The organism is Streptoverticillium reticulum, assembly GCF_047456005.1.
Lineage (GTDB): Bacteria > Actinomycetota > Actinomycetes > Streptomycetales > Streptomycetaceae > Streptomyces > Streptomyces reticulum.
The window spans coordinates 1082741-1108195 of sequence record NZ_CP179755.1; the positions used below are offsets into that span (position 1 = coordinate 1082741).

Genomic DNA, 25455 nt, shown 5'->3' on the forward strand with positions numbered 1-25455 from the left:
GGGCCGGGCTCCGCCGGTTCCCCGTGCGCGTCAGTCCTCGTGCGCCGAGGCGGGCAGCCGGCGCAGCTTCAGCGCCGTGCGGGTGCGGAAGGCGTAGTCCAGCATCCTGGCGGCGTCCGGGAAGCGGCTCGTCCGGTCGTTCAGGACGACGCCGACGACCTCCCGGCCGGAGCGCTTCGCCGCGAACACCAGGCAGGGGCCCGCGGAGCGGGTAGAGCCGGTCTTGACGCCGATCACTCCGTCGTAGGAGCCGAGCAGCTTGTTGGTGTTGTACCAGGTGTAGAGGCGGTTGACGTTCTTCGCCTTCTGTTCGCTGCGCACGGACTTCACGACCTCGGTGAAGGTCCGGTTGCCGAGCGCGTGCCGGGAGAGCACGGCCAGGTCCCGCGGGGAGGCGACGTTGCCGCCGTGCGAGGAGTTGCCGTCGAACGAGTCGAACCGGGTGTGGTGCAGGCCCAGTTCGCCCGCCTTCTCGTTCATCCGCGCGATGAACGACTCGGTGCGCTCCGCCTCGGTGTCGCCGGTGCCGAAGGTGTCTGCGAGGGCGTAGGCGGCGTCGCAGCCGGAGGGCAGCATCAGGCCGTAGAGCAGTTGCCGCACGGTGAGCTTGTCACCGGTGCGCAGGTCGGCCGTGCTCGCCTGGGTGCGGGCGACGTAGTCGCGGTAGGACTGCTGGATGGTGACCTGCCGGTCCAGCTCCCCTGCGTGGTCGTCGAGGACCACGACCGCGGTCATGATCTTGGTGGTGCTGGCCATCGGCCGCTCGGTGTCGGCCTCCTTGCCCCACAGTTGTCCGGCCTTGCTGTCCAGCAGGTACGCGCCCTTGGCGTCGATCCCCGCCGGGCCGTCCGCGGCCCCGGCGGTGGCCGTCGGGAGGGCGACGGCGACGACTGCCGTCGACGCGGTCAGTGCCGCTCCCCAGCGGCGGACCGCACTTCCCCCACGTCGTTCCATTGGTTCTCCCGAATTCCTCGTGCAGCGGCATGAGTTGCCGTGGCATGGGTTGAGGGACGGCATGGTTGCACCCGGTGCCGGTCGGGGAGAAATTACGGCCACTAAAGAGTGAAAGACGATCGTCTGAACGCGGAGATGCCCGCACCTCGCGGTACGGGCATCTGCGGTGCTGTGCGGCGGGGTTCAGCCCTGGCAGACGCCGCGCTCGTAGTCGAAGGTGGCCGTCGCCTTGGCGTACGTCCACTCCGGGTCGAGCAGCTTGTTCTGCAGCTGCTTGGCCGCGTCCTGGTTCTCGACGATGTAGCCGTAGTCCTGCAGCCACGACGGGTAGAGGTTCTTGGACCCGACGTAGAAGGCGGAGCCGTCCACGGAGACCAGCTTGTGGTGCAGGCGATAGGCCTTGCCGTCGGCCCAGTTGGCGCTGTCGGAACTGCGGAAGGTGCCGAGCTGGAGGGTGGAACACATGGCCGCCTTGGCCTTGTCCTGGCTCCCGGTGACGAGGGCCAGGCGGTTGCGCAGGGTGTCGCTGACCTCGCTGAGGGACTTGATCTGCGAGTAGCCGCCGCTGCCGACCGCGCCGCGGTTGGCGGGGTCGCTGACGACGATCCGCACCTTCACGCCGGCGGCCATCTTGGCGGCGATGGCGTCGTAGAGGCGGATGTCGTAGCGGGCGATGGGCGGACAGGTGGCGTTGAGGTCCTGCTGCGAGATCTCGACGTGGTCGGTCGCGCTGGCCACCAGGGCGCGCAGGGCGCTCTCCTCGGGGTTGACCGTGTCGTAGTCGCGGTCGGCGTTGGTGCTGTCGTGCACGCCGACGACGCACTTGGTGTCCGAGGCGGTGGGCAGGTCGGGGCTGAACGCCGACGAGGCGTCCTTGTCCTTGATGCCGACGCCCAGGCCGCCGACGGCGATCACGGGGACGTTTCCGGCCGGCTTGGGGGCGGCGGGGTTGGCGTCCTTCTCCATGGTGGGCATGCAGTCGCCGTTGGACCCCGCGAACCAGACACTGGCCACGTTGCTCTTGTTCTGGCACGTCCACGTCCAGAGCGTGTCCAGGTAGCGGCCGGCCGAGGCGGCGCCGGGGCCGCTCAGGGCGAGGTCGACGTCGGACACCGGGTGGGCGGTGTCGATGTAGTCGTCCTTCCAGCCGTTGATGCCGCCGGCGATCACCGACTCCCCGTCGGTGACGAGGAGTTTGGAGTGGTTCCAGGACAGGCCGGTCTTCGAGGTGGTCATCGACGCGACGTTGAGCGTGATGCTGTCGGCGGCCTTGCCGAGCCGCTTCTTGAGGTCGTCCCGGTAGGACGAGGGCAGCACGTTGAGGTGGTAGACCGGGGCGGCGCCGACCATCACGCGGACCTTGGGCTTGTTCCCGGCCTCGACCGAGGCCTTGAGGCCGGCGGCTATGGCGTCCTGGAAGGCGCCGTCGGGGAAGGGCGCGAGGGTGGAGATGTCCACCGTGCGCTTCGCCTTGGAGATGTTCTCCGTCATCTTGGCGAGCAGCCTCTTCGTGCCCGGCCGGTCGGCGCACGACGCGTCGCCCCAGCACTCGGGGGTCTGCAGCAGCCAGCTCGCGGGGTCCGCGTCGGAGCCGTCCAGCCTGTTGCCCTCGGTGCGCTCCCACACGGTGCCCTCGAGACCGGGCGAGACCTGACGCAGCGTCTGCTCGATGGAGTCGAGGTGCGGGGTGGCGGAACCGTCGGCGAACGCGGGGGCTGCGGGCAGCACGGCGAGGACCACGGCCGAGGCCGTCACGCGGAGCGCGGGACGGCCAGGACGGCGGAGTCGGTTGCGGACCAAGATACTTCCTTTTTGAACGAAGTTGATAGGAACCTGATGGTTTACGGCCATAGACGGCCATAGGTTGATCATCTTGCCGGAAGGTGATGTTCCGCGGCTACGGGTTGCCATGCGCCAGTTTCAGCCACGACATTCCGGCCATCACCCGTACATCTCGCGTATGACATGCCGCTCCCGCACCAGTCCACAGAGGGACGGCGGACGGCCTCGGAGACGGATGACCCGCCCACATCCCTGGCCATAGCTTCGTGATCAACGGTCACGAAAAGAGGCAACTGCATGTACGGCAAGGCATTCGCTCCCGAATACCGCGGCGCTCTGGGCGAGCTCTCGGTCAACTCCTCGCTGGAGGAGGTCCTGGAGAAGGCGCTGGAGCAACGGGACCGGGCCGAACGGGACGGCAACGCCCTGGAGTCGGCGCACGCGGGACTCGCCGTGGCCGAGGCGAGCCGACGGCTCGGCCGGGTGACGGAGGCCGAGGACGCCTGGCGGGAGAGCTACCGGGCGGCACGCCGGGCCGGGGACCAGGGCGCCATGGCGTGGGCCGTATGGAGCGGCGGCACGCTGGCCCGGCAGCGGGGCGCCCTCGCCCTCGCCCGCCGCCTGCTCGCCCTGGCCGCCGAACTGGCCGAGCGCGGCGGGGACATCGTGGCCCGCGGCTACTCGCTGGCCGGACTCGCCGAGACCGGCCGCATCCAGGGCGACTACCAGGCCGTCGGCGAACTGCACGAGAAGCTGCTCGCCGAGGCCCGGCGGCGCGGCGAGGCCCGGCACACCGTGTGGGCGCTGGAGGGCATCGCGCAGATGCACCGCAACACCGGCTCGTACGACACCGCCCTGGCCATGTTCGAGGAGTCGGCCGTCATAGCGGAACGGGCGGACGACGCCCGCGGCCACGCCTGGGCCCTGCGGGGCATAGCCGACGTGGTGTCCCTGCGCGGCGAGACGGAGCGGGCGCTGGAGCTGCTCTCCCGCGCCGAGCGGACCTGCCGGGAGATGCGGCTGGCCAGTGCGCTGGCCTACAACCACAAGATGCGCGGCAACGTGCTCTTCCGGGCGGGCCGTTACGAGGAGGCGCGCGACTGCTACGGCGGCGCGCTGGAGGAGTTCCGGGCCATGGGCGAGCCGCGGGGCGAGGCCCTCGCCCGCCTCGGCCTGGTCAAGTCCCGCGCCCGGCTGGGCCGGGACGGTGCGGAGACCGCGGCCGAGCTCGACGAACTCTCGCGCACGCTCGGCGGGTTCGGGCTGCAGCACGCACGGGAGATGGTCGACAAGGCGCGCGCCGAGCTGGGGCTCGTGGCCGCCGATGCGAGGACGGCGGCCTGAGATGACGACCGTCTTCACCCTCCCGCACACCCCTCCCCCGGCCCTGGTCCGCAGCAGGGACACGGTCGGACCCGCCCTGCGCGCGGCCGTGGCACGGCTGCACCCCTGGCCGCAGCGGATGGCCGCCTACGCGTTCGGCTGGTGCGACGCGGACGGCACCCCGTCCGCCGGCGGCAGCGGCGGCAAGGGCGTCCGGCAGGCCCTCGCGGTGCTGGGCGCCGAGGCGGTGGGCGCGCCCGCGTCCGACGGCGTCACGGCGGCGGTCGCGGTCGAGCTGGTGCATGCGTTCTCGCTGGTGCACGACGACATCATGGACGGCGACGAGCGGCGCCGGCACCGCGAGAGCGTGTGGAAGGCCTTCGGCACGGGCCCCGCGGTGCTGGCCGGGGACGCGCTGTACGCCCTCGCCGTCGAGACGCTGGCCGGGGCCGGGGGCGCGCACACCGCCGCAGCGGTGCGCGAACTGTCCGGAGCGCTGGGCGAGTTGGTGCACGGCCAGGCCGACGACCTGCTCTTCGAGACCCGGCCGTGGACGGGCCCGGAGGCGGTGGGCGCCGCCGAGTACCGGGACATGGCGGTGCGCAAGACGGGGTCGTTGCTGAGCTGCGCCCTGTCCCTCGGCCCCGTACTGGCGGGCGCCGCACCGGGCCGGGCGGCGGCCCTGGCGGAGGCGGGGCGGCAGTTGGGGGCGGCCTTCCAGGCCGTGGACGACCTGCTGGGCATCTGGGGCGATCCGCAGGTCACCGGGAAGCCCGTGCACAGCGACCTGTTGCGGGGGAAGAAGACACTCCCGGTGCTCACGGCGCTGGCCTCGGGGACGGAGGCGGGTCACCGGCTCGCCGGGCTCCTCGGCGGGGGCCCGCTGCCGGCCGTCGAAGCGGCGGGCGCGGCACGGCTGGTGGAGGAGGCCGGGGGCCGGGAGGCGGTGCTGGCGGAGGCGCGCCGCGCGGTGGCGACGGCGCGCCGGTGCCTGGAGAGCGCGCCGCTCGCACCGGGCGCGGTCGCCGAGCTCGGAGAGCTCTCCGCGTTCCTGGTGGAGCGGCGCCTCTGAGGGGCGGACGCCGGGGTCAGGCCTTCACCACGACGCTGCTGACGACCTTGTCGTGCAGGCACTGGCGGTAGGGCTTGTCCCAGGTGCACCACAGGACGTTCAGCAGGTTGCCCAAGGGCACGAAGATCAGGACATAGGTGATGAGCACACGTCCCAGGGCGGCGCCGAAGGACAGGTTCTGCCCGTCGGAGAGCCGGGCGACGCGCAGGCCGCAGATGCGCTTGCCGAAGGTGGCCCCGTACTGGGAGTTCATGTACGGCTCGTAGAACACGAGGGCCGCGATCAGGGCGACGAAGAAGACGATGGCGGTGACGATGCCCGCGCTCTTGTTGGACGACGCCACCATCCCGTTGATCACGCCGACGACGATCAGCGGCACCATGATGATGAGGCCGTCGAGGAGACGCGCCCCGAGCCGGGTGCCCTGGCTGGCGAGGGCCTGCTCGGGCGGGCCCTGCGTGGGGTGGCCCATCGGGTAGCCGCCGCCCATCGGCGGCATGCCGGGCGGCGGGGCCTGGGGGTACTGGGGCGGCTGCGGGGGGCCGTAGCCGTAGGGGTTTTGCGGAGGCTGCTGGTAATTGCTCACGCGGCAGATCCAATAGGAGACGGCATCGATCATACAAATCGGTTCTGCCTCTGAACCAAGATCAACAATTGTCGGGCGGCGGCCTCCGCACCCGTTTATTCGTCCATCTCCCGCCATTCGGGGCGGAGTCCGGCGACAGAGATCGTAAGCAAATAGAGACCACCAGCCGCGAGCAGGGCCGGTCCGAGTCCGACGGCCGCGACGGCCCCGCCCGCGAGCAGGCCCCCGAACGGGATGCCCGCCCAGGCCAGTCCGCCGCTCAGCGCCCTGACGCGGCCCAGCATCGGCCGCGGCACCCGCTCGTAGGAGATCGCCCCCAGGATCGGATTGAGGAATCCCGCGCCGAACCCCGCCACCGCCAGGAGCGCCGCCACCGCCCACAACGGCATTCCGGAGAAGAGGATGACGAACATCGTCGGGCCCGAGAGCACGTAACCGGCGAAGAACACCGGGCGGCGCCGCAACCGGTGGGCCACCGCCGCCGCGATGAGACTTCCGCAGACCGCCGCGGCCCCGAACATGCTGTTGTTGAGCCCGATCGCGGCCGGCCCGTGGCCGGACTCCCGTGCCCAGACGGGCATGAACACCTGGGAGAAGGCCGCGTTCAGCATGTTGGTGCAGCCGACGACCACGGCGATGGTCAGCAGCAGGGGCTCGCCCCGCAGGAAGGCGTAGCCCTGGCGCAGCTGCTGCCCGTAGCCGTCGCGCTCCTCCGCGTCCGGCGCCTTGCGTCCCATGCCGCGTGGCAGCGAGCAGGCGACGATCAGCGAACCGAGGCCGAAACAGGCCGCGTTGACGAACAGCGCGCCGAGCGGGCCGGCCAGGGCGACGAGCGCGCCGCCGACGGCCGGGCCGACCGTGGCGGCGAGCTGCTCGATGACCCCGGCGCACCCGGTGGCGCGCTCCAGCGGAACGCCCGCGCGTTCGGCCGCCTCCGGGACCATGACGTCCTTGGCCAGGTCGCCCGGCCCGCGCACCGAGCCGACGAGGGCGACCAGGACCAGCAGCAGCCAGAGAGGGAGCACGCCCAGGGCGTGGCAGAGCGGGACGAGCAGGGCGGCGACCGCGCTCAGCGAGTCCGCGGCCGAGGAGACCCGGCGCGGTCCGACACGGTCGACCAGCGGGCCGACGAGCGTCTTGACCACCACGTAGGGCGCCAGCTCGCAGCAGGCCACCAGGCCCGTCTGTGTGGCGCTGCCGGTGGTGACCAGGACGAACCAGGGGATGGCGATGGCCGAGACCCGCGTACCGGTGAGGGAGACGGTCATGGCGGCGAGCACGCCGGCCAGCGGACGGATTCTGCGCAGCCGTCCGGGCGCCGCGGGCGCGGCCCCGCGTTCGGCGACCGTCATGACGGGTCCTCGTCGAGCGCCTTGGGCTCGGGGAGGAAGTGCGTCACCAGCAGGACCTGTTCCGCGTCCTCCGGCGCCTCGGTGCGGTAGCGGGATATCACCTCGCGCAGCTCCGTCTTGAGGCGCTCGGTCTCCTCCGGGGTGAGGAACAGGCGGTGGTCGCCCAGGCCGAGGGTGTGACGCCACGGCCGGGGCATGAACGGCATCTGGCTGAGGGCGAGTTGGGTGCGCAGCGCGTGGAGGGTGGCGATGGAGCCGAAGTAGGCGGCGGTGGCCTCGGGCTCCTGGTCCATCAGCTCCTTGTCGCTGAACCAGGTGGCCCGGTGGGCCGCCTTCCACCAGCGCTCGCGGGCGTTGCCGCGCTCCGGGTCCTCCTCGACGAAGCCGGCTGCGCCCAGCTGGCGGAGGTGATAGCTGGTGACGCCGGATCCGACGCCGAGGCGCTCCGCGAGACGGGTGGCGGTGGAGGGGCCGTGGGTGCGGAGGAGGCTGACGAGCTGGACGCGCACGGGGTGCGCGAGGGCGCGCAGGCCCTTGGCGTCCAGGACGACGTCCGTTGCGGGGTCCGGGTGCAACGGGGCGCTGTGCCGCGGGTGTTCGGTGGTCATGGGCGGGAGCCTAGATTGCGAAGAGTTCTTCGCAAAGAGATTTTCGCGAAGGTTTCTCGGCAGTTGAACACGGTCCGGTCCCCGCACAGGCGGTGTTGCGCCCGTGGCGCAGCAGGAGGATGCTCCCTGCGCGAAGGAGGTGCCGGACGTGACGGCGGTCGAGGCGCGAGGTCTGACCAAGAAGTACGGGGACGTCGTGGCGGCCGACGGCATCGACCTGGTCGTGCCCGCGGGCGGGGTGCACGGTCTGCTGGGGCCCAACGGCGCGGGGAAGACCACGTTCCTGCGCATGCTCCTCGGCCTGGTCCGCCCGGACGCGGGGACGCTGCGGGTCCGCGAGAGCGTGGCCGGGTTCGCGGAGAGCCCGCGCTTCTACCCGTATCTCAGCGCCGAGCGGAACCTCGCGCTCCTGGCCGACCTGGACGGCGGCGGTGCGGCGGACCGGATCGACGGCGCCCTGCAGCGGGTCGGGCTCGACGAGCGCCGCAGGGAGAAGGCCGGGGGCTATTCGCACGGCATGCGGCAGCGGCTGGGCATCGCGGCGGCGCTGCTGCGCGCGCCGCAGCTGCTGGTCCTGGACGAGCCGGCGGACGGGCTCGACCCCGCGGGTATCCGCGCCATGCGCGCGCTCGTCGGCGAACTCGCCGGGGACGGGCGGACGGTGCTGCTCAGCAGCCATCACATGGCCGAGGTCGAGGAGTTGTGCGACACCGTGACCATCATGTGCTCGGGCCGGGTGGTGTACTCGGGCACCGTGGAGGAGCTGCGCGGCCGGGCCCCCGACCCCGCGCACCGGCTGCGCACGAGCGACGACGCCGAAGCGCTCACCCTGGCCGGCGGACTGCCGGGAGTACGGGTGGGGCCGCACTCGGGGGGCGGGCTGACGGTGCACGCGGAGCAACCGGCCCTCGACGCCTTCGCGGTGGCGCTGGGACGGGCCGGGGTCGCGGTGCGCGCGCTGCGGCTGGAGGCCACCCCGCTGGAGTCGCTGTTCTTCCGGCTCACCGAAGCCGCGCCCACCGAAGACGTGCCCGCGGAGGACGCATGAGAACCGTGGGCCTGTGGGAGCTGGAGAAGCTCGTCGCCCAGTGGCGGGTGCGCGCGGTGCTCGCGGTGTGCCTGCTCGCCCCGTTCGCCTTCGCGCTGGCCCTGCGGTCCCAGTCGGCGGTTCCCTCGGACACGCTCTTCGGGCGGTGGGTGCACGACTCGGGGTACGCGGTACCGCTGGTGGTGCTCGGCTTCGCCGGACAGTGGGCGTTTCCGCTGCTGACCTGCCTGGTGGCGGGCGACATCTTCGCGTCCGAGGACCATCACGGCACGTGGAAGACGATCCTGACCCGGTCCCGGTCGCGCGCGGTGATCTTCGGCGGCAAGGTGCTGGCGGCGGCGGTCTTCGCGCTGGTCGTCGTGGCACTGGCGGGAGCGGCCTCGCTCGCGGCCGGGGTGCTCCTGATCGGGCATCAGCCGCTGGTGGCACTGGACGGCTCGCAACTGACCTCGGGCCGGGCCGCGGAGCTGGCGGTGTGGGCGTGGCTGACGGCCCTGCCCCCGGTGCTGGGGTTCACCGCCCTGGGCGTGCTGTTCTCGGTGGCGGCCCGGCACAGCGCCGCCGGGATCCTGGGGCCGGTGGTCGTGGGGCTGCTGATGCAGCTGTCCTCGTACGTCAACGGGGTGGACGCGGTCCGGCACGCCCTGCTAACCACGCCGTTCGACGCCTGGCACGGGCTGGCGACGGCGCGTCCGTACTACGGGCCGCTGGTGGAGGGGTGCGCGGTGAGCGCCGGTTACGCCCTGGCGTGCCTGGCGGCCGCGTATGTCCTGTTCCGGCGGCGCGACTTCGGCAAGGGGTGAGCAGTGGGCAGCAGGCGTGCACGGACCGGGGCGGCCGCGGCCGCCGTGGCGGCCCTGGCCCTGACGGCCGCCGGCTGCGGTGACGGCGACATCACCGCGGCCCGGCTGGAGGCCGCCGTCGGGCCGGAGTTCCGCAATCTCTACGTCCGGCAGCAGACCGTGCTGCACAGCGAGCACAACGGGGTCACCCCAGACGCCTGGGCCCGCTGCAAGAAGGGCGGGCCGGACACAGCGGACCGCGGTGCGGGCGACGACTGGGTGTGCGTGGTGCGGTGGCCCTCCGGGGGCGGCATCACCAGGCCGATCAGCTATGAGGTGGAGGTCAAGCCGAACGGCTGTTTCGTGGCGCAGGGGCCGGCGGGGCTGGTGGGGCAGCAGCGGGTTGTCGGTGCCGACGGCGAACGGCATACCAATCCGCTGTATGCGTTTGACGGGTGTTTCGACGTCTCCCGTTAACTTCCGTCAACTACGTTGCCGCCGTACGGTTTTCGCCATGACGAAGCGCTCCGCTGGAAGTGCAGTTCTTCATCTGCGGGCCGTCCTGGGCTGGTCGCGCAGTTCCTCGCGCCCCTTGCGGGGCGCCACCCGTACAAGACACAGATCCACCGCCGTCGCCGCCCTCGCCGTTGCCACCGCCTTTGCCACCACGGCCGCCGCCACCGCCGTCGGTATCAGCGGCGGATTCGGCAAGGACAAGGTCGGCACCGAGACCGCCAAGGGCATCCTGCTCCCCTCCAACCAGCGCATCACCCCCTTCGGCGTTCGCCACCGCATCGACGGCGGGCGGCTGTTGTCGAGCACCGTCAGCCCGGACGGCGCCCGTATCGCCGCCGTCACTTGGAAGAGCTTCACCGGTTTCCTCACCGTCTTCGACGCCCGCACCGGCAAGGTCGTCCAGCAGACGGGCACCGGGCAGGGCAAGGACCAGCGGTTCGGCGACGGCTCCGCCGGCACCGACGCGCCGCTGTATTCGCCCGACGGCCGCACCCTGTGGTTCCCGCAGGCCAGTGACGTGGTGCGGTTCACCGTCGGCCGCGACGGCACGGTCTCGAAGCCGGTGGTCGTCAAACTCACCGGTGCGCACGGCAGTGCCCTGCCGGGCGGCATGGCCCTCTCCCCCGACGGCTCCCGGCTCTACGCCGCCCTCAACGGGAGCAACACCCTGGGGGTCGTCGACACCAGGACGAACAAGCTGGTGAAGGAGATCAAGGTCGGCAATGCGCCCCGGCAGGTCGTCCTCTCCGGCGGCAAGGCCTTCGTCTCCAACGAGGGCGGACGCCCGGCCACGGCACGGGACTTCACCAACCTCTCCGACGGGACCCCGCTCGTCGCCGACCGCACGACGGGCGCCGCGAGCACCGGTACCGTCTCCGTCGTCGACCTCGCAGCGGAGAAGGAGACGGCGACGGTGAAGGTGGGCCTGCAGCCCACCGCCCTGTATCTGAACGGCAGTTCGCTGCTCGTGGCCAACAGCAACGACGACTCCGTCTCGGTCGTCGACACCGTCAGGCAGCGCGTCACCCAGACGTTCAACACCAACCCGCTGCCCGGCTCCGAGGTCGGCAGCCACCCCAACGGGCTGACGATGCCGGACGCGCACCACGTGCTGGTCTCCCTCGGCCGGGACAACGCGCTGGCCCAGTACCGCTGGGACGGGCCGCGTTCGCCCGTCCACTACGAGGGGCTGATCCCCACCGACTGGTACCCGGTCACCGTCCAGTACGACAAGGCCGTGCGCAAGGTCGTCGTCACCAACGCCCGGGGCATCGGCGCGCGCGGCCCCGCCTCCACCGTCCACGACGGCCCCGACACCGAGCCCGCGACCGGGCACAACACCTACGACGACACCGGCACCCTGACCACCTTCGCCCCGCCCACCCGGGCGCAGCTCGGCAGGCTCACCCACCAGGTGTTCGCCGACAACGACTGGGAGAAGCTGCTGGCGCGCGGCGGCGGCCCCGACCGCAAGGCCCCGCCCGTGCCGGTGCCGGCCCGCCTCGGGGAGCGGTCGACGATCGACCACGTCTTCCTGATCGTCAAGGAGAACCGGACCTACGACCAGGTGCTCGGCGACATGGGCAAGGGTGACGGCGATCCCTCGCTCGCCCAGTTCGGCAGGCGCGTCACGCCCAACCACCATGCGCTGGCCGAGCGGTTCGGGCTGTTCGACAACTTCTACGACGAGGGGACGCTGTCGGCCGACGGCCACAACTGGCTGACGCAGGCCGACGCCAACGACTACATCGAGAAGGAGTTCGGCGCCTTCTACCGCAGCTACCCGTCCCAGGGCGCGGACGCGCTCGCGTACCAGCGCAACGGCTTCCTGTGGGACGCCGCGCGGCGGGCTGGGCGCTCGGTGGAGAACTACGGCGAGTACGTCAACCTCCAGCTGCCGGCGACCGGTGCGGTGCCGTCCTGGTCCGACTGGTACAGGACCTCGCGCATCCTGGAGGGCAAGGAGAGCGGGCAACTGCCGGTGCCGACCGGGAAGTACCCCAGCACCTCGGACATTCCCTCGCTGACGGCGGTCAACCGGCCGGACTTCCCGACCTTCGACACCGACATCCCCGACCAGTACCGCGTCGACGTGTGGCTGCAGCACTTCCGGCAGGCCGAGAAGAGCGGGAAGCTGCCGAACCTGACGCTGATGACGCTGCCGCAGGACCACACGGCGGGCAGCAGCGGCAAGGACCCGTACCCGACCGCCATGGTGGCCGACAACGACCTCGCGGTCGGGCGGCTCGTGGACGCGGTCTCGCACAGCCGGTTCTGGAAGTCCTCGGCGGTGTTCGTCGTCGAGGACGACTCGCAGGACGGCGTCGACCACGTCGACGGGCACCGGGCGCCGGTGTGGATCGCCAGCCCCTACGCCCGGCGCGGGGCCGTGGTGAGCACGTACTACTCGCAGCTCAACGTGGTCCGGACGATCGAGCAGATCCTGGGCGTCCCGCCGATGAACCAGCTGGACCGGGCCGCCGAGCCGATGTCCGACGCCTTCACCGCCCGTCCCGACACGGCCCCGTTCAGCGCGCTGCCCAACCAGGTGCCGCTGGACCACGGGCTCAAGAAGGCGCAGGCGGCGGCCCCGTCGGCGGAGCCGCTCGACGTCCCGCACGGCATGGCGGCCGTCGCACGGCAGTGGGAGCTGTGGAGCGCCCAGCAGCCCACCGGGGGCAACCGGCCGCAGCTCGACCAGGTCAATCCGGCGCAGTTGAACAGGATCGACTGGTACGAGTCCACCGGCTGGCGCCGCCCCTACCCGGGGGATGCGCGCATCCTCGGGCCCAACGACGTCCCCGGAAAGGACAAGCCCCCGCAGGAACTCGACTGACGGCCGCTCTACGGTGGGCGGATGATCGCTGACGCGTACGACATCCCGCCCTGCCCCCTGGCTCCCGGCGTCCTGCTGCGCCCGCTCGCGGCCGAGGACGCCGGGGCCCTGGCCCTCGCCTACGGCCGCAACCGTGACCACCTGCGGCCGTGGGAACCGCGCCGGGACGAGGCGTTCTTCACCGAGGAGGGCCAGGCCGCCCGGGTGGGCGAGCTGCTGGCGATGCGCGGTGCCGGGCGGGTCGCGCCGTGGGTGGTGGCCGACGAGCAGGACGGCATCGTCGGGGTGGTCAACCTGAACAACATCGTCCAGGGGGCCTGGCGCAGCTGCAACCTCGGCTACTGGATCGCCGCCGGCCACGCGGGCCGGGGGCTGGCGACGGCGGCGGTGACGGCGGTGTGCCGGGCGGCGGACGAGCGGCTGGGGCTGCACCGGATCGAGGCCGGCACGGTGACGGCCAATGCGGCCTCGCAGCGCGTGCTGGCCAAGTGCGGGTTCGAACTCATCGGCCACGCACGGCAGTACCTGCACATCGACGGGGAGTGGCGGGACCACGTCCTCTTCCAGCGCATCCTCAACGACCGGCAGCCGGCGGGCTGATCACGGTGCGACGGGACCCGGACACCGGCGGTGTGTGTCCGGGCCCCGTCGCGCGACCGCCTCGGAATCTATGTCTTGCCGACGCATGGCTGTTACACAACAGTCGGAAAACCGGAGGGTGCGGATCATAGGATCGACTGCATGGCCCGCCGGGCAATTGGTACCTGATTGGCGCTAATTGTCCATTTTCATTGCACTACCGCGCTCAATTGGCGCAGGAGATGGGAGAGACACCTGTGCCGGGGGGAATAGCGCGCCGACGCGTTCTGCAGGTGACCGGCGGAGGACTCGTCCTCGGGGCGGCGGGCGGAGTGGGCGTCTGGCAGTGGCCGGCGCCCGGGAGCGGGAAGCCGCACCGCGCCGACGAGGTCTCGGCACGCCCTGCCAAGGCCGCGACGACGGAGTCCTTCGTGCACGTCATCGCGCACGCGGACGACTCCCTGTACTTCATGAACCCGGAGCTGGAGCAGGCCGTCACCAGCGGGGCGCCGACGGTGACCGTCTGCATGACGGGCGGTGAGTCGGACGGCCGCAACGCCCTGTCCCACAGCCCCGGTTACGCCCGGCTCCCGGAGAAGCGCGCCGACTTCGTCCGCGCCCGCATCAACGGACTCCGCGAGGCCACCGCCCACATGGCCACCGGCGACTGGCTCAGCCCGTGGACCGTGGAGGCGACCACCCTCCTGCCGGGCTTCCAGGCCGAGTTGCACACCCTCAAAGCCGCGCCCCAGGTCCAGCTGATCTTCCTGGAGCTGATCGAGGCGCGGTTCATCAAGGCACCGCGCAAGGACAGCCTGCGCGGCCTGTGGCTGGGGGCCACCCCGAAGCTGACGACGCTCGTGCCGACCGCGAGCCCGGTCACCCGGCCCTACCTCTACACCCGCCAGCAGGTCGTCGACACGCTCACCGCCGTCTTCGAGCGCTACCGGCCCACGGTCGTGCGCACCCTGGACCCCAACCCCACCCACCGGGCGCAGCAGCCGCACGGCGCCCTGCCTCCCGGCGTGCCGCAGGTCCTGCAGGGCATATCCCACTACGACCACCAGGACCACACGACGTCCGCCTACTTCACCCAGGCCGCCCTGGCGCAGTACTGGGGACGCAGGCACTCCCGGCCCACGGCCGTGGAGAGTTACGTGGGCTACGAGGTCTCCCTGCTGCCCAGCAACCTCGACCGGCCGGCGATCAGGCACAAGCTGGAGGCCCTCGACATCTACGGCTGGGCGGACGGCAAGGACTGCGGCGACCCGGCGGGCTGCGGCGACCGCAAGGTGGGCAACCGCTCGAAGGACACCCGCTGGTCGGACAACCTGCGCCACCGGGCGACCGGCACCCAGCGCTGGGTGCAGCCGCTCCCCGACGGCCGGCTCGCCGCCTTCGCCCTGCTGGACGGGCAGGCGCAGTGCTGGACCGAGACCCGGGCCGGCAGCGGCGTCTGGTCCCGGCCCGCCCGGGTCGACGGCTCGATGCTGGAGGGCCAGGTGCAGGTCCTGCGCCACTCCGACGGCACGCTGCAGCTGTTCTCGGTGCGGACGGTGCTGCCGGCGCAGGACACCCCGCACCACCGGGAGATCGTCACCTCCCGGCAGACCGGCCCGGTCTCCCCCGGCCGCACCCCGGCCTTCGGCGCATGGGAGTCCCTCGGCTCCCCCGAGGACGACCCCGAGCGGTCGATGGAGGTCGGCTACCCCGTCGCGGTGGCGGCCAAGGACGGCACGGTCCACGTCTTCGTCAAGGACTACGCGGGCGGCATCAGCACCCGCCGGGGTGCGGACGGCCGGGACTGGAGCGACTGGGAGCAGGTCGACCAGGAGACGGACGACACCCCCGTGAAGGTCGAGGACGGTCTCGACGCGGTGCTCGACGCCAAGGGCCGCGTCCATCTCGTCGCCGCCGACACCAAGACGGTTCTGCACTGGATGTCCGACGAGTCCGGGGGCCCGCTGCGGCTCGCCGGGCCCACCCGGCTGCCCGCCACCACCGGGCCGCTGACCCTGGCCGCGCTGCCGGGCGGGGGTGTACGGATGGCCTCGCGCGAGCCGTTCACCGCCCGCGTGGTCGTCACCGACCGCCCGGAGAACGGCAGTTGGCGGGTGACCGCGCAGTGCCAGGCGATCGGCGGCTACGGCCGGGTGGCGCTGGAGCAGGCGGGCCGGACGACCGTGCTCGCCGCCCGCGACGGCAAGGGGCTGGTCCGGCTCTCGGCCGGCTCCGGGCGCCCGGGTCCCTGGCAGGACGCGGGTGTTCCTCACCGGGGTGTCGTCGGGTTCGCCCAGGATGCCAAGGGGCGCACCGTTGCCGTTGCACTTGGCTTGGACGGGACGGTCAGCAGCGTTCGGGGCCGCGCCCCGGGAGCGGTGGCGTTCGGGGACTGGGTGGACCTCAGCGGGAAGGCTCTCGGCGACCTGCAGACGTCTTGACGGCTTTGTCGGTCGGCTGCAGGCCGCCTTGGGCTGGTCGCGCAGTTCCCCGCGCCCCTTACGGGGCCCGAAGCACGTCTGCCATCGCCTTGATGACCTCCGCCTGGTGCTGCGCGAGGTAGAAGTGCCCGCCGGGGAAGACCTGCAGGGAGAACGGGCCTTCGGTGTGCTGCTCCCAGGCTGCGGCCTCCTCCACGGTCGCCTTCGGGTCGTCGTCGCCGATCAGGCCGAGCACGGGGCACCGCAGCGGCTCCCCCGGCTCGTAGGCGTACGTCTCGATGGCGCGGTAGTCGGCGCGGATGGACGGCAGGATCATGCGCAGCACCTCCTCGTCGCCCAGCAGTTGGGTGTCGGTGCCGCTGAGTTCCTTCACCTCGTCGATGAGGCCTTCGTCGTCGCGCAGGTGCACCGTCTCGTCGCGGTGTGTGGACGGGGCGCGGCGGCCGGAGGCGATGAGGGCGGCCGGGACGACGCCCTTCTCGCGCTCCAGGCGCCGGGCGACCTCGAAGGCGAGTATGGCGCCCATGCTGTGGCCGAACAGGGCCAGCGGGCGGTCCGCCCAGGGCAGCAGGGCCGCGTACACCTTGTCGGCGAGGTCGGGGATGTTGTCGATCAGCGGCTCGGTGCGGCGGTCCTGGCGGCCGGGGTACTGCACGCACAGCACATCGGCGAAGTCCGGCATCGACCGCGAGACGGGGAAGTAGAAGCTCGCGGAACCGCCCGCGTGCGGCAGGCAGACCAGCCGGACGGCAGCGTCCGGGCGCGGGTGGTACCGGCGGATCCACAGGCTGTTGTCGTCGGCATTCACGGTATGGGTGCGTTCCTTCCGGGATGGTGCGGTGGGCATGCAGGAATGCCGGGGTGACCCCCCGGCATTCCTGGCCTGTCGGCGGGAATTACGACGCCGTGACGTCCTGCTTGATGATGCGCTCGACGTTCCGTTCGGCCAGCGCCGTGATGGTGACGAACGGGTTGACGCCGACGGAACCCGGAATCAGCGAACCGTCGGTCACGTAGAGGTTCTGGTAACCGGCGACGCGGCCGTAGTCGTCCGTCGCCTTGCCCAGGACGCAGCCGCCGAGCGGGTGGTAGCAGAAGTCGTCGGCGAAGGCCTTCAGCTGGGTGCCGAAGAGGTCGTACCGGTAGATCGTCGTGTTCGCCTTGTTGATCTTGTCGAACAGTGCCTTGGCGGCGTTGACCGCGGGGGCGTTCTGCTCACGGGTCCAGTTGAGCTTCGCGCTGTCCGACGCGGCGTCGTAGACGAAGGTGCCGCGCTGGGGGTTCTTGGTGATCGCGAGGTAGAGGCTGACCCAGGTCTCCAGACCGGCCGGCATGGGGGCGATCTCCGCGAAGACGGAGGAGTCGCTGTTGTCCCAGGCGTCGATGCCGAGGGCGGGGATCGAGGACTGGTGGGCGCCGGTGGGGTTCCACATGTGGTTGGCCCGGGCGGTCATGATGTTGCCGTTCGGGCCCCAGCCCGCGCCCACCTCGGAGTTGAGGTTCGGCAGGGTGCCGGTCTCGCGGGCGCGCACCAGCAGTTCGGTGGAGCCGAGGCTGCCGGCGCCCAGGAACAGGTAGCGGCAGGAGATCTGCTTGGTGGCCAGCAGCTTGCCGCCGGTGTCCTTCTGCTCGACGGTCAGCACGTAGCTGCCGTCCTTCTGCTGACGGATCTGCTTGACCTGGTGCAGGGTCTGGATGGTGACCTTGCCGGTGCCGAGGGCGGCGGCCAGGTAGGTCTTGTCCAGGCTCTGCTTGCCGTGGTTGTTGCCGTAGATGACCTCGGTGGCCAGGGCGGACTTGGGCACCTCGCCGGCGGCCTCGCGCTGCATGTAGCCGAAGTCGTAGACGTTGGGGACGAAGACGGTGCCCAGCCCGGCCTTGCCCGCCTGCTCGCGCGAGACGCGGGCGAACTTGTACCACTCGGTGTCCTCGAACCACTTGGTGTCGATGTGGTTGACGCGGAGCATGGAGTTGGCGCGCGGGAAGTAGCGGTCGTACATCTCGGAGGAGTCGACCCGCGGGAGGATCTCCTCGAAGTAGGAGCGCTTGGGCTCCACGGCCATGCCGCCGTTGACGAGCGAGCCGCCGCCGACGCCGCGTCCCACGTAGACCGACATCTGGTCGTAGTTCACGCGGTCCAGGACACCGGCGTAGGGGTCGATGTTCCGGTTGACCACGTCGAGCCAGAGGAAGCTGCCGAGCGGGGCCTCGGTGCGGTTCTTGAACCAGCTGGAGCGCTTGTCCGGGTTGAGCATGCCGCAGAAGATGTTGCCGTCGGGGCCGGGCTGGTTCCACAGCTGGCCCATCTCGAGCATCATCGTCTGCACGCCCGCCTCGCCGAGGCGCAGGGCGGAGACGGCCGCGCCGTAGCCGGTGCCGATGACGACGGCGGGGACGAATCCGCCGTCGTCGGCCGCGGACCGGGCGGCGGCGGCCGCGCGCGGGGTGGCGATGGTGGTGCCCCCGGCGAGGGCGGCGGCGCCGAAGGCGGCCATGCCGAGCATGCGGCGACGGGACAAGTGCTGTTGTGCAGTCACGCGGGGTCTACCTGACCTTTCCGAGACGGTACTTCAGGGGTGGGGAAGGTGGTTCGGGGGGTGACGGGGACGGTCACCAGGCGACCGGCAGCCGGTCGACGCCGTAGACCTGCATGTCGTGGCGGAGCGGGATCTCCTCCGCGGGGCAGGCCAGGCGCAGTCGCGGGAAGCGTTCGAGGAGTGCGGTGAGGCCGACGCGCAGTTCGATGCGGGCCAGTTGCCGGCCGAGGCACTGGTGGATGCCGTACCCGAAGGCGAGGTGGCCGGTGTCCGCACGGGAGACGTCCAGGGCCTCGGCCCGCTCGAAGCGTGCGGGGTCGCGGTTGGCGGCGTTGAGCGAGACCACGACGACCTCGCCCTCCTTGACGAGGGTGCCCTCGATCTCGGTGTCCTCCAGCGCGGCCCGGGTGGGACCGTGGTGGACGATGCTGAGGTAGCGCAGCATCTCCTCCACCGCGCTCTCCGCCAGGGAGGGGTCGGCACGCAGGGCGGCCAGCTGGTCGGGGTGTTCGAGCAGCAGGAAGGTGCCGAGGGCGAGCTGGTGGGCGGTGGTCTGGTGGCCGGCGACCAGCAACAGGAAGGCGATCGAGGCGAGTTCCTCGTCGGTGAGCCCGGGGTCGGCGGCGACCAGGCCTCCGAGGAGGTCGTCGGCCGGCTCCGCGCGCTTGAGCCGCACCAGTCGGAGCAGGTAGGCGCCGAGGGAGACGAAGGCCGCGGTGACCTCCTCGGTGGACCGGCCGAAGCTGCTCCACAGGCGGGCGTCGTGCTGGAACTCCTCCCGGTCGGCGCGGGGCACGCCGAGGAGTTCGGCGATGACGAGCGAGGTGACGGGGAGGGCGAAGTGCTCGACGAGGTCGGCCGGGGAGCCCATGGTCTCCATGGCGTCGAGGTGTTCGCGGGTGATCCGCTCGGTCCACCCGGTCAGCTGCCGCATCCGGGGTGCGGTGAACTGTCCGGTGAGGAGCGTGCGACAGTGCGGGTGTTCTTCCAGGGTCGCGGCGCGGGGAACGGGCGGGTGGTCAGGTTCTCCGCGGGCGCTGAAACGGGAATCGGATAACACCGTGCGCGCGGCGGAATATCCGGTGACGAGCCAGCCGAGGCGGCCGTCGGCGAATGCCATGCGCGTGAGGGGGGCCTTCTGCCGCAGTGACTGCATTTCCGCCGGCGGACCGAAGTATTTCTCGCGGGCTGTCGAGAAGGTCACCGGCGCGGCCTGGGTCATGTAGGCCCTTTCACGGGGTTGGCATTCTTCCTGTGTGCATGCGCTCCAGAGGTGCACGACCATGGATCGGCGCCGTCGAAATGACCGTATGAAGGCGATGTGAGGACTGTCAACGAGATCGGTCCCCGGCAGGCTAACCCTGCGGGAACGGGCGCGGGGTTCGGTTACCGGGGGTACCGGTGGGTCGGGGCTTCGGTACGGTTCGGTCCCGCACCGCCGGGGCCGGGGCAGGCCCTACCCTCGGGCCGTCCCCGCCGGGCCGGGCAACAGGTGGGCGACGGCGGCCAGTTCCGCCCGGCCCGCCACCTGGAGCTTGCGGTAGGCGCGGGTGAGGTGCTTCTCCACCGCCCGTGAACTGACCTCCAGCTGCTCGGCGATGTCCTTGTTGGACGCTCCGTGGGCGGCGAGCCCGGCGACCCGGCGTTCGGTGCGGGTGAGGGCCTCGACGGCCAGCGAGGTCTGGCCGGAGGCCATGGCGTGCAGTTCGCGACGTGCCCGTTCCACGATCCACGGCGCACCGCAGGCGAGGGCCTGGTCGCGGGCCTGGCGCAGCCGCACCTCGGCCTCGGCGGGCCGGTCCGCCGTCTGCAGCCGCCGCCCGAGCAGCAGCGCGGTGCGGGCCCGTTCCATGGCGTTGACCGAATGTTCCAGGGTGGCGGCGGACTCGCGCAGCAGCTCGATGCCGCGCTCCCCCTCGGTGACCGCGCCCTTGACGCGCTGGGCGCGGCCGATGGCCACGGGGGTGCCCCAGGCCACGGCGCGCTCGTACTCCTCGTCCACGAGGTCGTGGGCGTGGTCCTGCCGGCCCAGCCGGTAGTGCAGCCCGGCGGCCCACGAACGCCAGGGGAAGACCGCGGGGTTGCACCAGTCGGCGCGCTCCGCCGAGCGGCCCCAGTCGAGGAAGTACTCCAGGGCGGTGGGCAGGTCGCCGCGGGCGGCCGCGTTGGAGCCGCGGATGAGCTGGAGCGAGGAGGGCCGGTAGCCGTGCCCGTCGCCCTCGCGGCGGTGCGAGAGCAGCCGCCGCGCCAGCTCGGCGTCCCGGGTCTGCAGGGTGACCAGCACGACGGCGGTCATGGCCTGGAGCGTCGCCCAGTCGGCGATGCCCAGGTCGAGGGCCTCCTCGGCACGGGCGCGGGCCTCCTCCAGCCGGCCCTGGGCGAGCAGGACGTGGGCCAGTTCGAGGGAGATCACGGCGTGCGGGACGGTGGCGTTCTCCCTGCGGGCGCGCTCGCGCGCGGTCTCCAGCCAGGAGCCGACGGCCTCGACGGAGTCGGCGGCGACGAGCACGTGGGCGAGCAGCGGCAGGGCCGTGTGCACGTGGCCCGGTGCGGCGGGCTCGTACTGCAGGACGCGGTTGGCCAGCGGGGCGACCTCGGCCGCGGTCATGCGCTGCGTCAGGGTGGCGCCGTGCAGCAGCACCGTGACGAGCTCCCGCTCGGCCGCGGTGTCCAGGCGGGGTACGGGGCCCAGGGTGCGCAACCGGTCGGCGCTCAGGACCAGTTCCTCGGGTCCGGCCACGGCCACGTGGCGGGCCCTGGCCTCCATGCGCAGGGCCATCTGCCGTTCGGTGCCGCGCAGGGACCCGGGGTCGCCCAGTTCCGCGGCCAGCTTGACGACCGCGTCGACGACCGGCGGCGGGCAGCCGCCGAGCAGCGAGGGCGGTATCCGGGCGGCCGCCAGGGCGCGTTGGGCGGCGGTGGGCAGCAGCAGGAGGGCCTGCGAGAGGTGCCGCATGGCGGCCTGCGGGTCGAAGGCGCGCTCCACGGTGGCCAGTTCGACCAGGAGGGCCGCCCGGTCGGGCCCGGCGGGTGCGCTGCCCAGCAGGGCGCGGCGCAGGTAGCGGGCCGCGTCCCGGGGTGCGCCGCGCCGTACGGCGGTCGTGGCGCCGGCCCGGAGCACCTCGACGGCCCAGGTGTCGTGGCAGGAGGTGGCGGCGAGGAGCTGGGTGGCTGCCAGTTCGGCGGAGTGGCCGGCGCTGTGCAGGAGCAGCGCGGCGTAGACGTGGATGTCCTCCTGTTCCGCGGGGGTCATCGACTCCTCGACGGCGTCGCGCACGGCCCGGTGGACGAAGCGCAGGCCGGGCCCGTCGGCCAGCAGTCCGAGCCGGCGCAGCCCCCGGACGGCCTCCTCGCGGCCGATGCCGTCGAGTCCGGCGAGGCGGCCGGCGAGCTCCGGGTCGGCGGCCTCGTCCAGGACCGCGAGGGCCTTGGCGAGTTCGCGCACGGGCGCAGGCTGGGAGCGCAGGGCGACGGCGAGCCGCTCGCGCAGGGAGGCCAGGCCGGGCTCGCGCACGGTGTGCGCGCGGGCGGCCACGGGTTCGCCGGTGCCGGCGAGGGCGGCCAGGGTGGCGGTGAGGAACATCGGGTTGCCGCCGGTGGCCTCGTGGCAGGCCGTCACATAGGCGAAGTCGCCGGCCCGTCCGAAGCGGTCGGCGACCAGGGCCGCGGTGCTCGCCGGGGACAGCGGGCCCGGGCGCACGACGTGGGCGGCGCGGTCGGTGATGTCGTGGACGCGGGGCTCGTCGGCGCCGGGGTCGCCCTCGCGCACGGTGGCGGCCACGGCGACGTGCAGGCCGCCCAGCCGCTTGGCCAGCAGGCCGAGCCAGCGCAGCGAGGGCGTGTCGGCCCATTGGAGGTCGTCGACGAGCATCAGCAGGGGGGTGCGTGCGCTGCGCTCGGCGACCAGGGAGAGCAGTTCGCCGTGCCGCTCGGGGCCGGAGGGGTCGCAGAGCGGGTCGGCGGGCGTTCCGGTCAGCAGGGGGTCCAGGAGCTGGCTCACCACGCCGAGCGGGAAGTCCCGTTCGAGCACGGCGCCGCTGGCGGTCAGGACCTGCATCCCGCGCCGCTCGGCGGCCGCGGGCAGGGCGCGCAGCAGGGCGGTCTTGCCGTTGCCGACGCCGCCGGTGACGACGACGAGGGATCCGGCGCCCCGCTCCGCGCCCTCCATCGCGGCGGTGATCAGGTCGAGTTCGTGCTGCCGGTCGAACAGCAGGGGGGTCATGGTGTCTCCATGGGTAGGGGGTGCCCGACGGGCCGGTGCGGGCCCTGCTGTGTCTGTGCGTGGCGAGGTGCCGTGCCGGGGGCTCCCCCGGCGGTGGCCGGGGGAGCCGCAGGGCCCGTGCCGGCCCGTCGGGCACCCTCCGGGTCGCCCAGCGCTACGGCCAGCTGCAGGCGCCCCCGGATGCCCAGCTTGCGGTAGGCCTTGGTCAGGTGGAGTTCGACGGTGCGCAGGGTGACCTGGAGTTCGGCGGCGATGGCGCGGTTGGCCAGGCCGCCCGCGGCCAGTGCGGCCACGCGCAGTTCGGCGTCGGTCAGCCCGTGCGGCGTGCCCGGCGCGGGTGCGGCGGGCCGTTCCGCGGCGGGGGCCGGGCGGGCGGCCGTGGCTCCGCTGCCGAGCAGGGAGTCGATGGTGCGGTGGCCGGAGAAGGGTGCGGTGCCCAGGGCGACGAGCGCCTGCCGGTACTGCCAGCTGGCCGGTGCCCCGGCGGCCGGGTGCGGGTGGTGCAGCCGGCCGCCGGTGAGGGTGCCGAGCAGGGCCTCGGTCACGATGCCGGGGGCGCCCCAGACGAGGGCGAGGCGGCGCTCGTCGGCGAGCAGTTCGGCGGCCGCCGGGCCGTCCGGCTCCGGGCCGTGGGCCAGGGCGGCGGCCGAACGCCAGGGCAGCAGCGCCGGGTTGAGGACCTGGCGGGAGAGCAGCAGCCGCCCGCACTCCAGCAGGTCGGCGAGCGCCTGCTCGCGCTGCCCGTCGGCCAGCCGCACCCGGCCGCGGGTGTAGAGCAGGTAGGCCCAGGCCAGGCCGCCCTCGGCGCCGGCCGGGCGGGCCAGGGCGAGGGTCCGTTCGGCCGCGCTCCGGTCGCCGCGCTCCAGGAACAGCAGGGCCTTGAGGGCGATGAGGCCCGGGGTCATCAGCGGGTGCCAGCAGTGCGGGGGCATGACCTCCTGGGCCCGGTCCAGGGCGACGCTCGCCGCGTCGGGCCGCTCGCGGCGCAGTTCGGTGAGGCCCGCGACGAGGAGGGCGAGCCCGGCGACGGCGCGGGAGTCGGTGTGTTCCGCGTACACCAGCACCCGGTCGAGGGCGGCGCGGGCCTCGGCGAAGTCGCCGCTGAGCACGAGCGCGTGACAGGCCGCCACCTGGAGGGTCGGCGGGACGACCGCCCGGGCCTCCGGTGCGAGGGCGGCGCGGGCCAGCTGCCGGGTGCGGGTGACGTCGCGGCCGAGCAGGGCGGCGCGCCAGGCGGCCACGGCCGCTTCGGCGGGCTGCTCGGGCAGCTCCGGGAGCTCGTCGACCGGGGGCCGGTCCAGTTCGTGGACGGCTTCGGGCTGGCTCTGCTCGGCGAGCCAGTACAGCGCGCGCAGTGCGGCGCGGTCCGCCGAGCCCGGTTCCGTCCGGCCGATGCACTGGGCGATCAGCGGCTGTGCGGCGACGACGTCGCCGCGGGCCACGAGGAGTTCGGCGGCCCGTACCCAGGAGGGCCCGGCGTCGGCGTGGGCGGGGACGAGCAGGGCCTGGCGCAGGTGCCGGTCGGCGGCCTCGGGCTCGGAGGGCAGGACGGCCGCGCTCAGATCGGTCAGCAGCCGCACGCGCAGCGGCGGGGGCATCGGCTCGCGCAGGGCGCGCTGGAGCAGCCGGGCCGCGGCGGTCCCCCGCCCGGCGATGCGGCAGCGGGCGGCCTCCCGGCGCAGGACGTCCACCGCCCAGGCGGCGCCCAGCACCCGTGCGCCCAGCAGCATCCGCGCCACGCCGCTGTCGGGGACGGCCACCCGGTGCGCCCAGTCGGCGGCGCGGGCGTGCAGTTCCTCGCGCCGCTCGGTGCTGAGCCGGCCCAGGACGGCCTCGGCCGCCTTGGGTTCGCGGAAGGCGGGCCGGGGGCCGGGGGTGAGCAGGCCGGTGCCGGAGAGCAGCGTGAGGGCGCGGGCGGCGCCGGTGGTGCGGGGCTCGGCGAGGGAGGCGATCATGCCGGTGCTGCAGTCCTGTCCGGCCACGGCGACGACGCGCAGGACGTCCAGGAGTTCCTCGGGGAGCACGGCGAGGGTGCGCAGCGTGCGTTCGCGGACGGCCTCGGCGGCGCTGTCGGTCAGGTGGGGCAGGTGGTCGATCCACGGGCGCCAGCCGTGCCGGCCGAACCGGCGGACGACCGAGCGCAGTACGGCGGGGTTGCCGCCGACGGCTCGTGCCGCCGCCTCCCGGAAGCCGGGGTCCACCACCGTGCTCCAGGCCCGGGCCAGGACCTCGCCGACGGCGTCCTGGGTGAGCGGGCCGAGGGCGAGGGTGTGCCGGGCGACGGCGCGGCCGTCGGCCAGCGGGCAGGGTTCGATGCGGTCGTCCGGGCCCGGGGGCAGGGCGTCGCTGCGGGCGGTGAGCAGCATCAGGGAGGTGCCGGCGAGCCGGCGGGCCACGGCCTGGAGCGCGTGCAGCGAGGGTGTGTCGGCCCACTGGACGTCGTCGACGACGACGAGCAGGGGCCGTTCCCGGGCGGCTGCGAGCAACGCCGCGCAGAGCTCGGCCGGTTGCCGGCCGGTGCCGAGGGCGGCGTGCAGCTGTTCGGCGACGGCGTGGGGCAGGTCCGTCTCCTCGCGGCAGGCCTGGGCCGCGACGGTCCGCACGCCGGCCCGTTCGGCGAGGACGGCCGCGCGGTCGAGCAGGGCGCTGCGGCCGATGCCCGGCGGGCCCTGCACGCCGACGAGGGCGGGCCGGCCCTGCCGCAGGTCCTGCAGCAGGGAGTGCAGCAGGTCCTCTTCGTCCCGGCGTCCGGGGAGCGGTGACCTCCCGTCCGGGACGCCGCCCGGCGGTGCCGCTGTCGTGCGTCTCATGTCCCCC

General features: G+C 72.9%; 18 protein-coding genes. 8 read left to right on the plus strand and 10 right to left on the minus strand.

Annotated features, from left to right (window positions below; translation table 11 throughout):
* Nucleotides 1-30: 30 nt before the first annotated feature.
* Both ACMATS_RS04905 and ACMATS_RS04910 read right to left on the minus strand, forming a co-directional pair.
* Nucleotides 31-954 (minus strand): D-alanyl-D-alanine carboxypeptidase family protein, encoded by a 924-nt coding sequence (locus ACMATS_RS04905; protein WP_390778662.1) that lies wholly within the window; start codon nucleotides 952-954, stop codon nucleotides 31-33.
* Nucleotides 955-1137: 183 nt separating this feature from the next.
* Nucleotides 1138-2754, minus strand: coding sequence for a phospholipase D-like domain-containing protein (locus tag ACMATS_RS04910; RefSeq protein ID WP_414167009.1), 1617 nt, complete (start codon nucleotides 2752-2754; stop codon nucleotides 1138-1140).
* Between the two features lie 279 nt (nucleotides 2755-3033).
* Here ACMATS_RS04910 and ACMATS_RS04915 point away from each other — a divergent pair, with 279 nt between their 5' ends.
* Nucleotides 3034-4080 (plus strand): tetratricopeptide repeat protein, encoded by a 1047-nt coding sequence (locus ACMATS_RS04915; RefSeq protein WP_414167010.1) that lies wholly within the window; start codon nucleotides 3034-3036, stop codon nucleotides 4078-4080.
* Between the two features lies 1 nt (nucleotide 4081).
* Nucleotides 4082-5131 carry a polyprenyl synthetase family protein gene (locus ACMATS_RS04920; protein WP_414167011.1) on the plus strand — a complete coding sequence of 350 codons (1050 nt, stop codon included), beginning with the start codon at nucleotides 4082-4084 and terminating at the stop codon, nucleotides 5129-5131.
* Nucleotides 5132-5147: 16 nt separating this feature from the next.
* On the opposite strand, the gene ACMATS_RS04925 is transcribed toward ACMATS_RS04920, so the two are convergent.
* From ACMATS_RS04925 to ACMATS_RS04935, 3 genes are all read right to left on the minus strand, one after another.
* On the minus strand, nucleotides 5148-5750 hold the full coding sequence (locus tag ACMATS_RS04925) for an RDD family protein (protein WP_414167012.1): 603 nt from the start codon (nucleotides 5748-5750) through the stop codon (nucleotides 5148-5150).
* A 62-nt stretch (nucleotides 5751-5812) separates the two neighbouring features.
* Nucleotides 5813-7069, minus strand: coding sequence for an MFS transporter (locus ACMATS_RS04930; RefSeq protein WP_414167013.1), 1257 nt, complete (start codon nucleotides 7067-7069; stop codon nucleotides 5813-5815).
* Entirely contained in the window at nucleotides 7066-7677 is a 612-nt protein-coding gene (locus ACMATS_RS04935; protein WP_414167014.1) for an ArsR/SmtB family transcription factor, read from the minus strand. Before ACMATS_RS04935 ends, ACMATS_RS04930 begins: the two co-directional genes overlap by 4 nt.
* 103 nt (nucleotides 7678-7780) lie before the next feature.
* On the opposite strand from ACMATS_RS04935, the gene ACMATS_RS04940 reads away from it, so the two are divergent.
* From ACMATS_RS04940 to ACMATS_RS04965, 6 genes are all read left to right on the plus strand, one after another.
* Complete coding sequence (locus tag ACMATS_RS04940) at nucleotides 7781-8725, plus strand: ABC transporter ATP-binding protein (protein WP_414167015.1); 945 nt, start codon at nucleotides 7781-7783, stop codon at nucleotides 8723-8725.
* Nucleotides 8722-9528: an ABC transporter permease gene (locus tag ACMATS_RS04945; RefSeq protein ID WP_414167016.1), complete on the plus strand. Its 807-nt coding sequence runs from the start codon at nucleotides 8722-8724 to the stop codon at nucleotides 9526-9528. The genes ACMATS_RS04940 and ACMATS_RS04945 overlap by 4 nt, the downstream gene beginning before the upstream one ends.
* 3 nt (nucleotides 9529-9531) lie before the next feature.
* On the plus strand, nucleotides 9532-9984 hold the full coding sequence (locus tag ACMATS_RS04950) for a hypothetical protein (protein WP_414167017.1): 453 nt from the start codon (nucleotides 9532-9534) through the stop codon (nucleotides 9982-9984).
* A 37-nt stretch (nucleotides 9985-10021) separates the two neighbouring features.
* Nucleotides 10022-12859: a bifunctional YncE family protein/alkaline phosphatase family protein gene (locus tag ACMATS_RS04955; RefSeq protein WP_414167018.1), complete on the plus strand. Its 2838-nt coding sequence runs from the start codon at nucleotides 10022-10024 to the stop codon at nucleotides 12857-12859.
* A 21-nt stretch (nucleotides 12860-12880) separates the two neighbouring features.
* On the plus strand, nucleotides 12881-13459 hold the full coding sequence (locus ACMATS_RS04960; protein ID WP_414167019.1) for a GNAT family N-acetyltransferase: 579 nt from the start codon (nucleotides 12881-12883) through the stop codon (nucleotides 13457-13459).
* A gap of 272 nt (nucleotides 13460-13731) precedes the next feature.
* Nucleotides 13732-15879: a PIG-L family deacetylase gene (locus tag ACMATS_RS04965; protein ID WP_414167020.1), complete on the plus strand. Its 2148-nt coding sequence runs from the start codon at nucleotides 13732-13734 to the stop codon at nucleotides 15877-15879.
* Nucleotides 15880-15937: 58 nt separating this feature from the next.
* On the opposite strand, the gene ACMATS_RS04970 is transcribed toward ACMATS_RS04965, so the two are convergent.
* The 5 genes from ACMATS_RS04970 to ACMATS_RS04990 all read right to left on the minus strand — a co-directional run bounded on the left by ACMATS_RS04970 (nucleotide 15938) and on the right by ACMATS_RS04990 (nucleotide 25448).
* Nucleotides 15938-16726 (minus strand): thioesterase II family protein, encoded by a 789-nt coding sequence (locus ACMATS_RS04970; RefSeq protein WP_414167021.1) that lies wholly within the window; start codon nucleotides 16724-16726, stop codon nucleotides 15938-15940.
* Between the two features lie 49 nt (nucleotides 16727-16775).
* On the minus strand, nucleotides 16776-18383 hold the full coding sequence (locus ACMATS_RS04975) for a GMC oxidoreductase (RefSeq protein WP_390778906.1): 1608 nt from the start codon (nucleotides 18381-18383) through the stop codon (nucleotides 16776-16778).
* Nucleotides 18384-18489: 106 nt separating this feature from the next.
* Nucleotides 18490-19536 (minus strand): cytochrome P450, encoded by a 1047-nt coding sequence (locus tag ACMATS_RS04980; RefSeq protein WP_391149260.1) that lies wholly within the window; start codon nucleotides 19534-19536, stop codon nucleotides 18490-18492.
* A gap of 336 nt (nucleotides 19537-19872) precedes the next feature.
* Entirely contained in the window at nucleotides 19873-22638 is a 2766-nt protein-coding gene (locus ACMATS_RS04985; RefSeq protein ID WP_414167022.1) for an ATP-binding protein, read from the minus strand.
* Nucleotides 22635-25448, minus strand: coding sequence for an AAA family ATPase (locus tag ACMATS_RS04990; protein WP_414167023.1), 2814 nt, complete (start codon nucleotides 25446-25448; stop codon nucleotides 22635-22637). Before ACMATS_RS04990 ends, ACMATS_RS04985 begins: the two co-directional genes overlap by 4 nt.
* Between the last annotated feature and the right edge of the window lie 7 nt (nucleotides 25449-25455).

Coding starts and splice junctions, on each gene's coding strand:
- ACMATS_RS04905 (WP_390778662.1), bottom strand. CDS start 954: ATGGAACGACGTGGGGGAAGTGCGGTCCGCCGCTGGGGAGCGGCACTG.
- ACMATS_RS04915 (WP_414167010.1), top strand. CDS start 3,034: ATGTACGGCAAGGCATTCGCTCCCGAATACCGCGGCGCTCTGGGCGAG.
- ACMATS_RS04920 (WP_414167011.1), top strand. CDS start 4,082: ATGACGACCGTCTTCACCCTCCCGCACACCCCTCCCCCGGCCCTGGTC.
- ACMATS_RS04925 (WP_414167012.1), bottom strand. CDS start 5,750: ATGATCGATGCCGTCTCCTATTGGATCTGCCGCGTGAGCAATTACCAG.
- ACMATS_RS04930 (WP_414167013.1), bottom strand. CDS start 7,069: ATGACGGTCGCCGAACGCGGGGCCGCGCCCGCGGCGCCCGGACGGCTG.
- ACMATS_RS04935 (WP_414167014.1), bottom strand. CDS start 7,677: ATGACCACCGAACACCCGCGGCACAGCGCCCCGTTGCACCCGGACCCC.
- ACMATS_RS04945 (WP_414167016.1), top strand. CDS start 8,722: ATGAGAACCGTGGGCCTGTGGGAGCTGGAGAAGCTCGTCGCCCAGTGG.
- ACMATS_RS04955 (WP_414167018.1), top strand. CDS start 10,022: ATGACGAAGCGCTCCGCTGGAAGTGCAGTTCTTCATCTGCGGGCCGTC.
- ACMATS_RS04960 (WP_414167019.1), top strand. CDS start 12,881: ATGATCGCTGACGCGTACGACATCCCGCCCTGCCCCCTGGCTCCCGGC.
- ACMATS_RS04970 (WP_414167021.1), bottom strand. CDS start 16,726: ATGCCCACCGCACCATCCCGGAAGGAACGCACCCATACCGTGAATGCC.
- ACMATS_RS04975 (WP_390778906.1), bottom strand. CDS start 18,383: ATGCTCGGCATGGCCGCCTTCGGCGCCGCCGCCCTCGCCGGGGGCACC.
- ACMATS_RS04980 (WP_391149260.1), bottom strand. CDS start 19,536: ATGGCATTCGCCGACGGCCGCCTCGGCTGGCTCGTCACCGGATATTCC.
- ACMATS_RS04985 (WP_414167022.1), bottom strand. CDS start 22,638: ATGACCCCCCTGCTGTTCGACCGGCAGCACGAACTCGACCTGATCACC.
- ACMATS_RS04990 (WP_414167023.1), bottom strand. CDS start 25,448: ATGAGACGCACGACAGCGGCACCGCCGGGCGGCGTCCCGGACGGGAGG.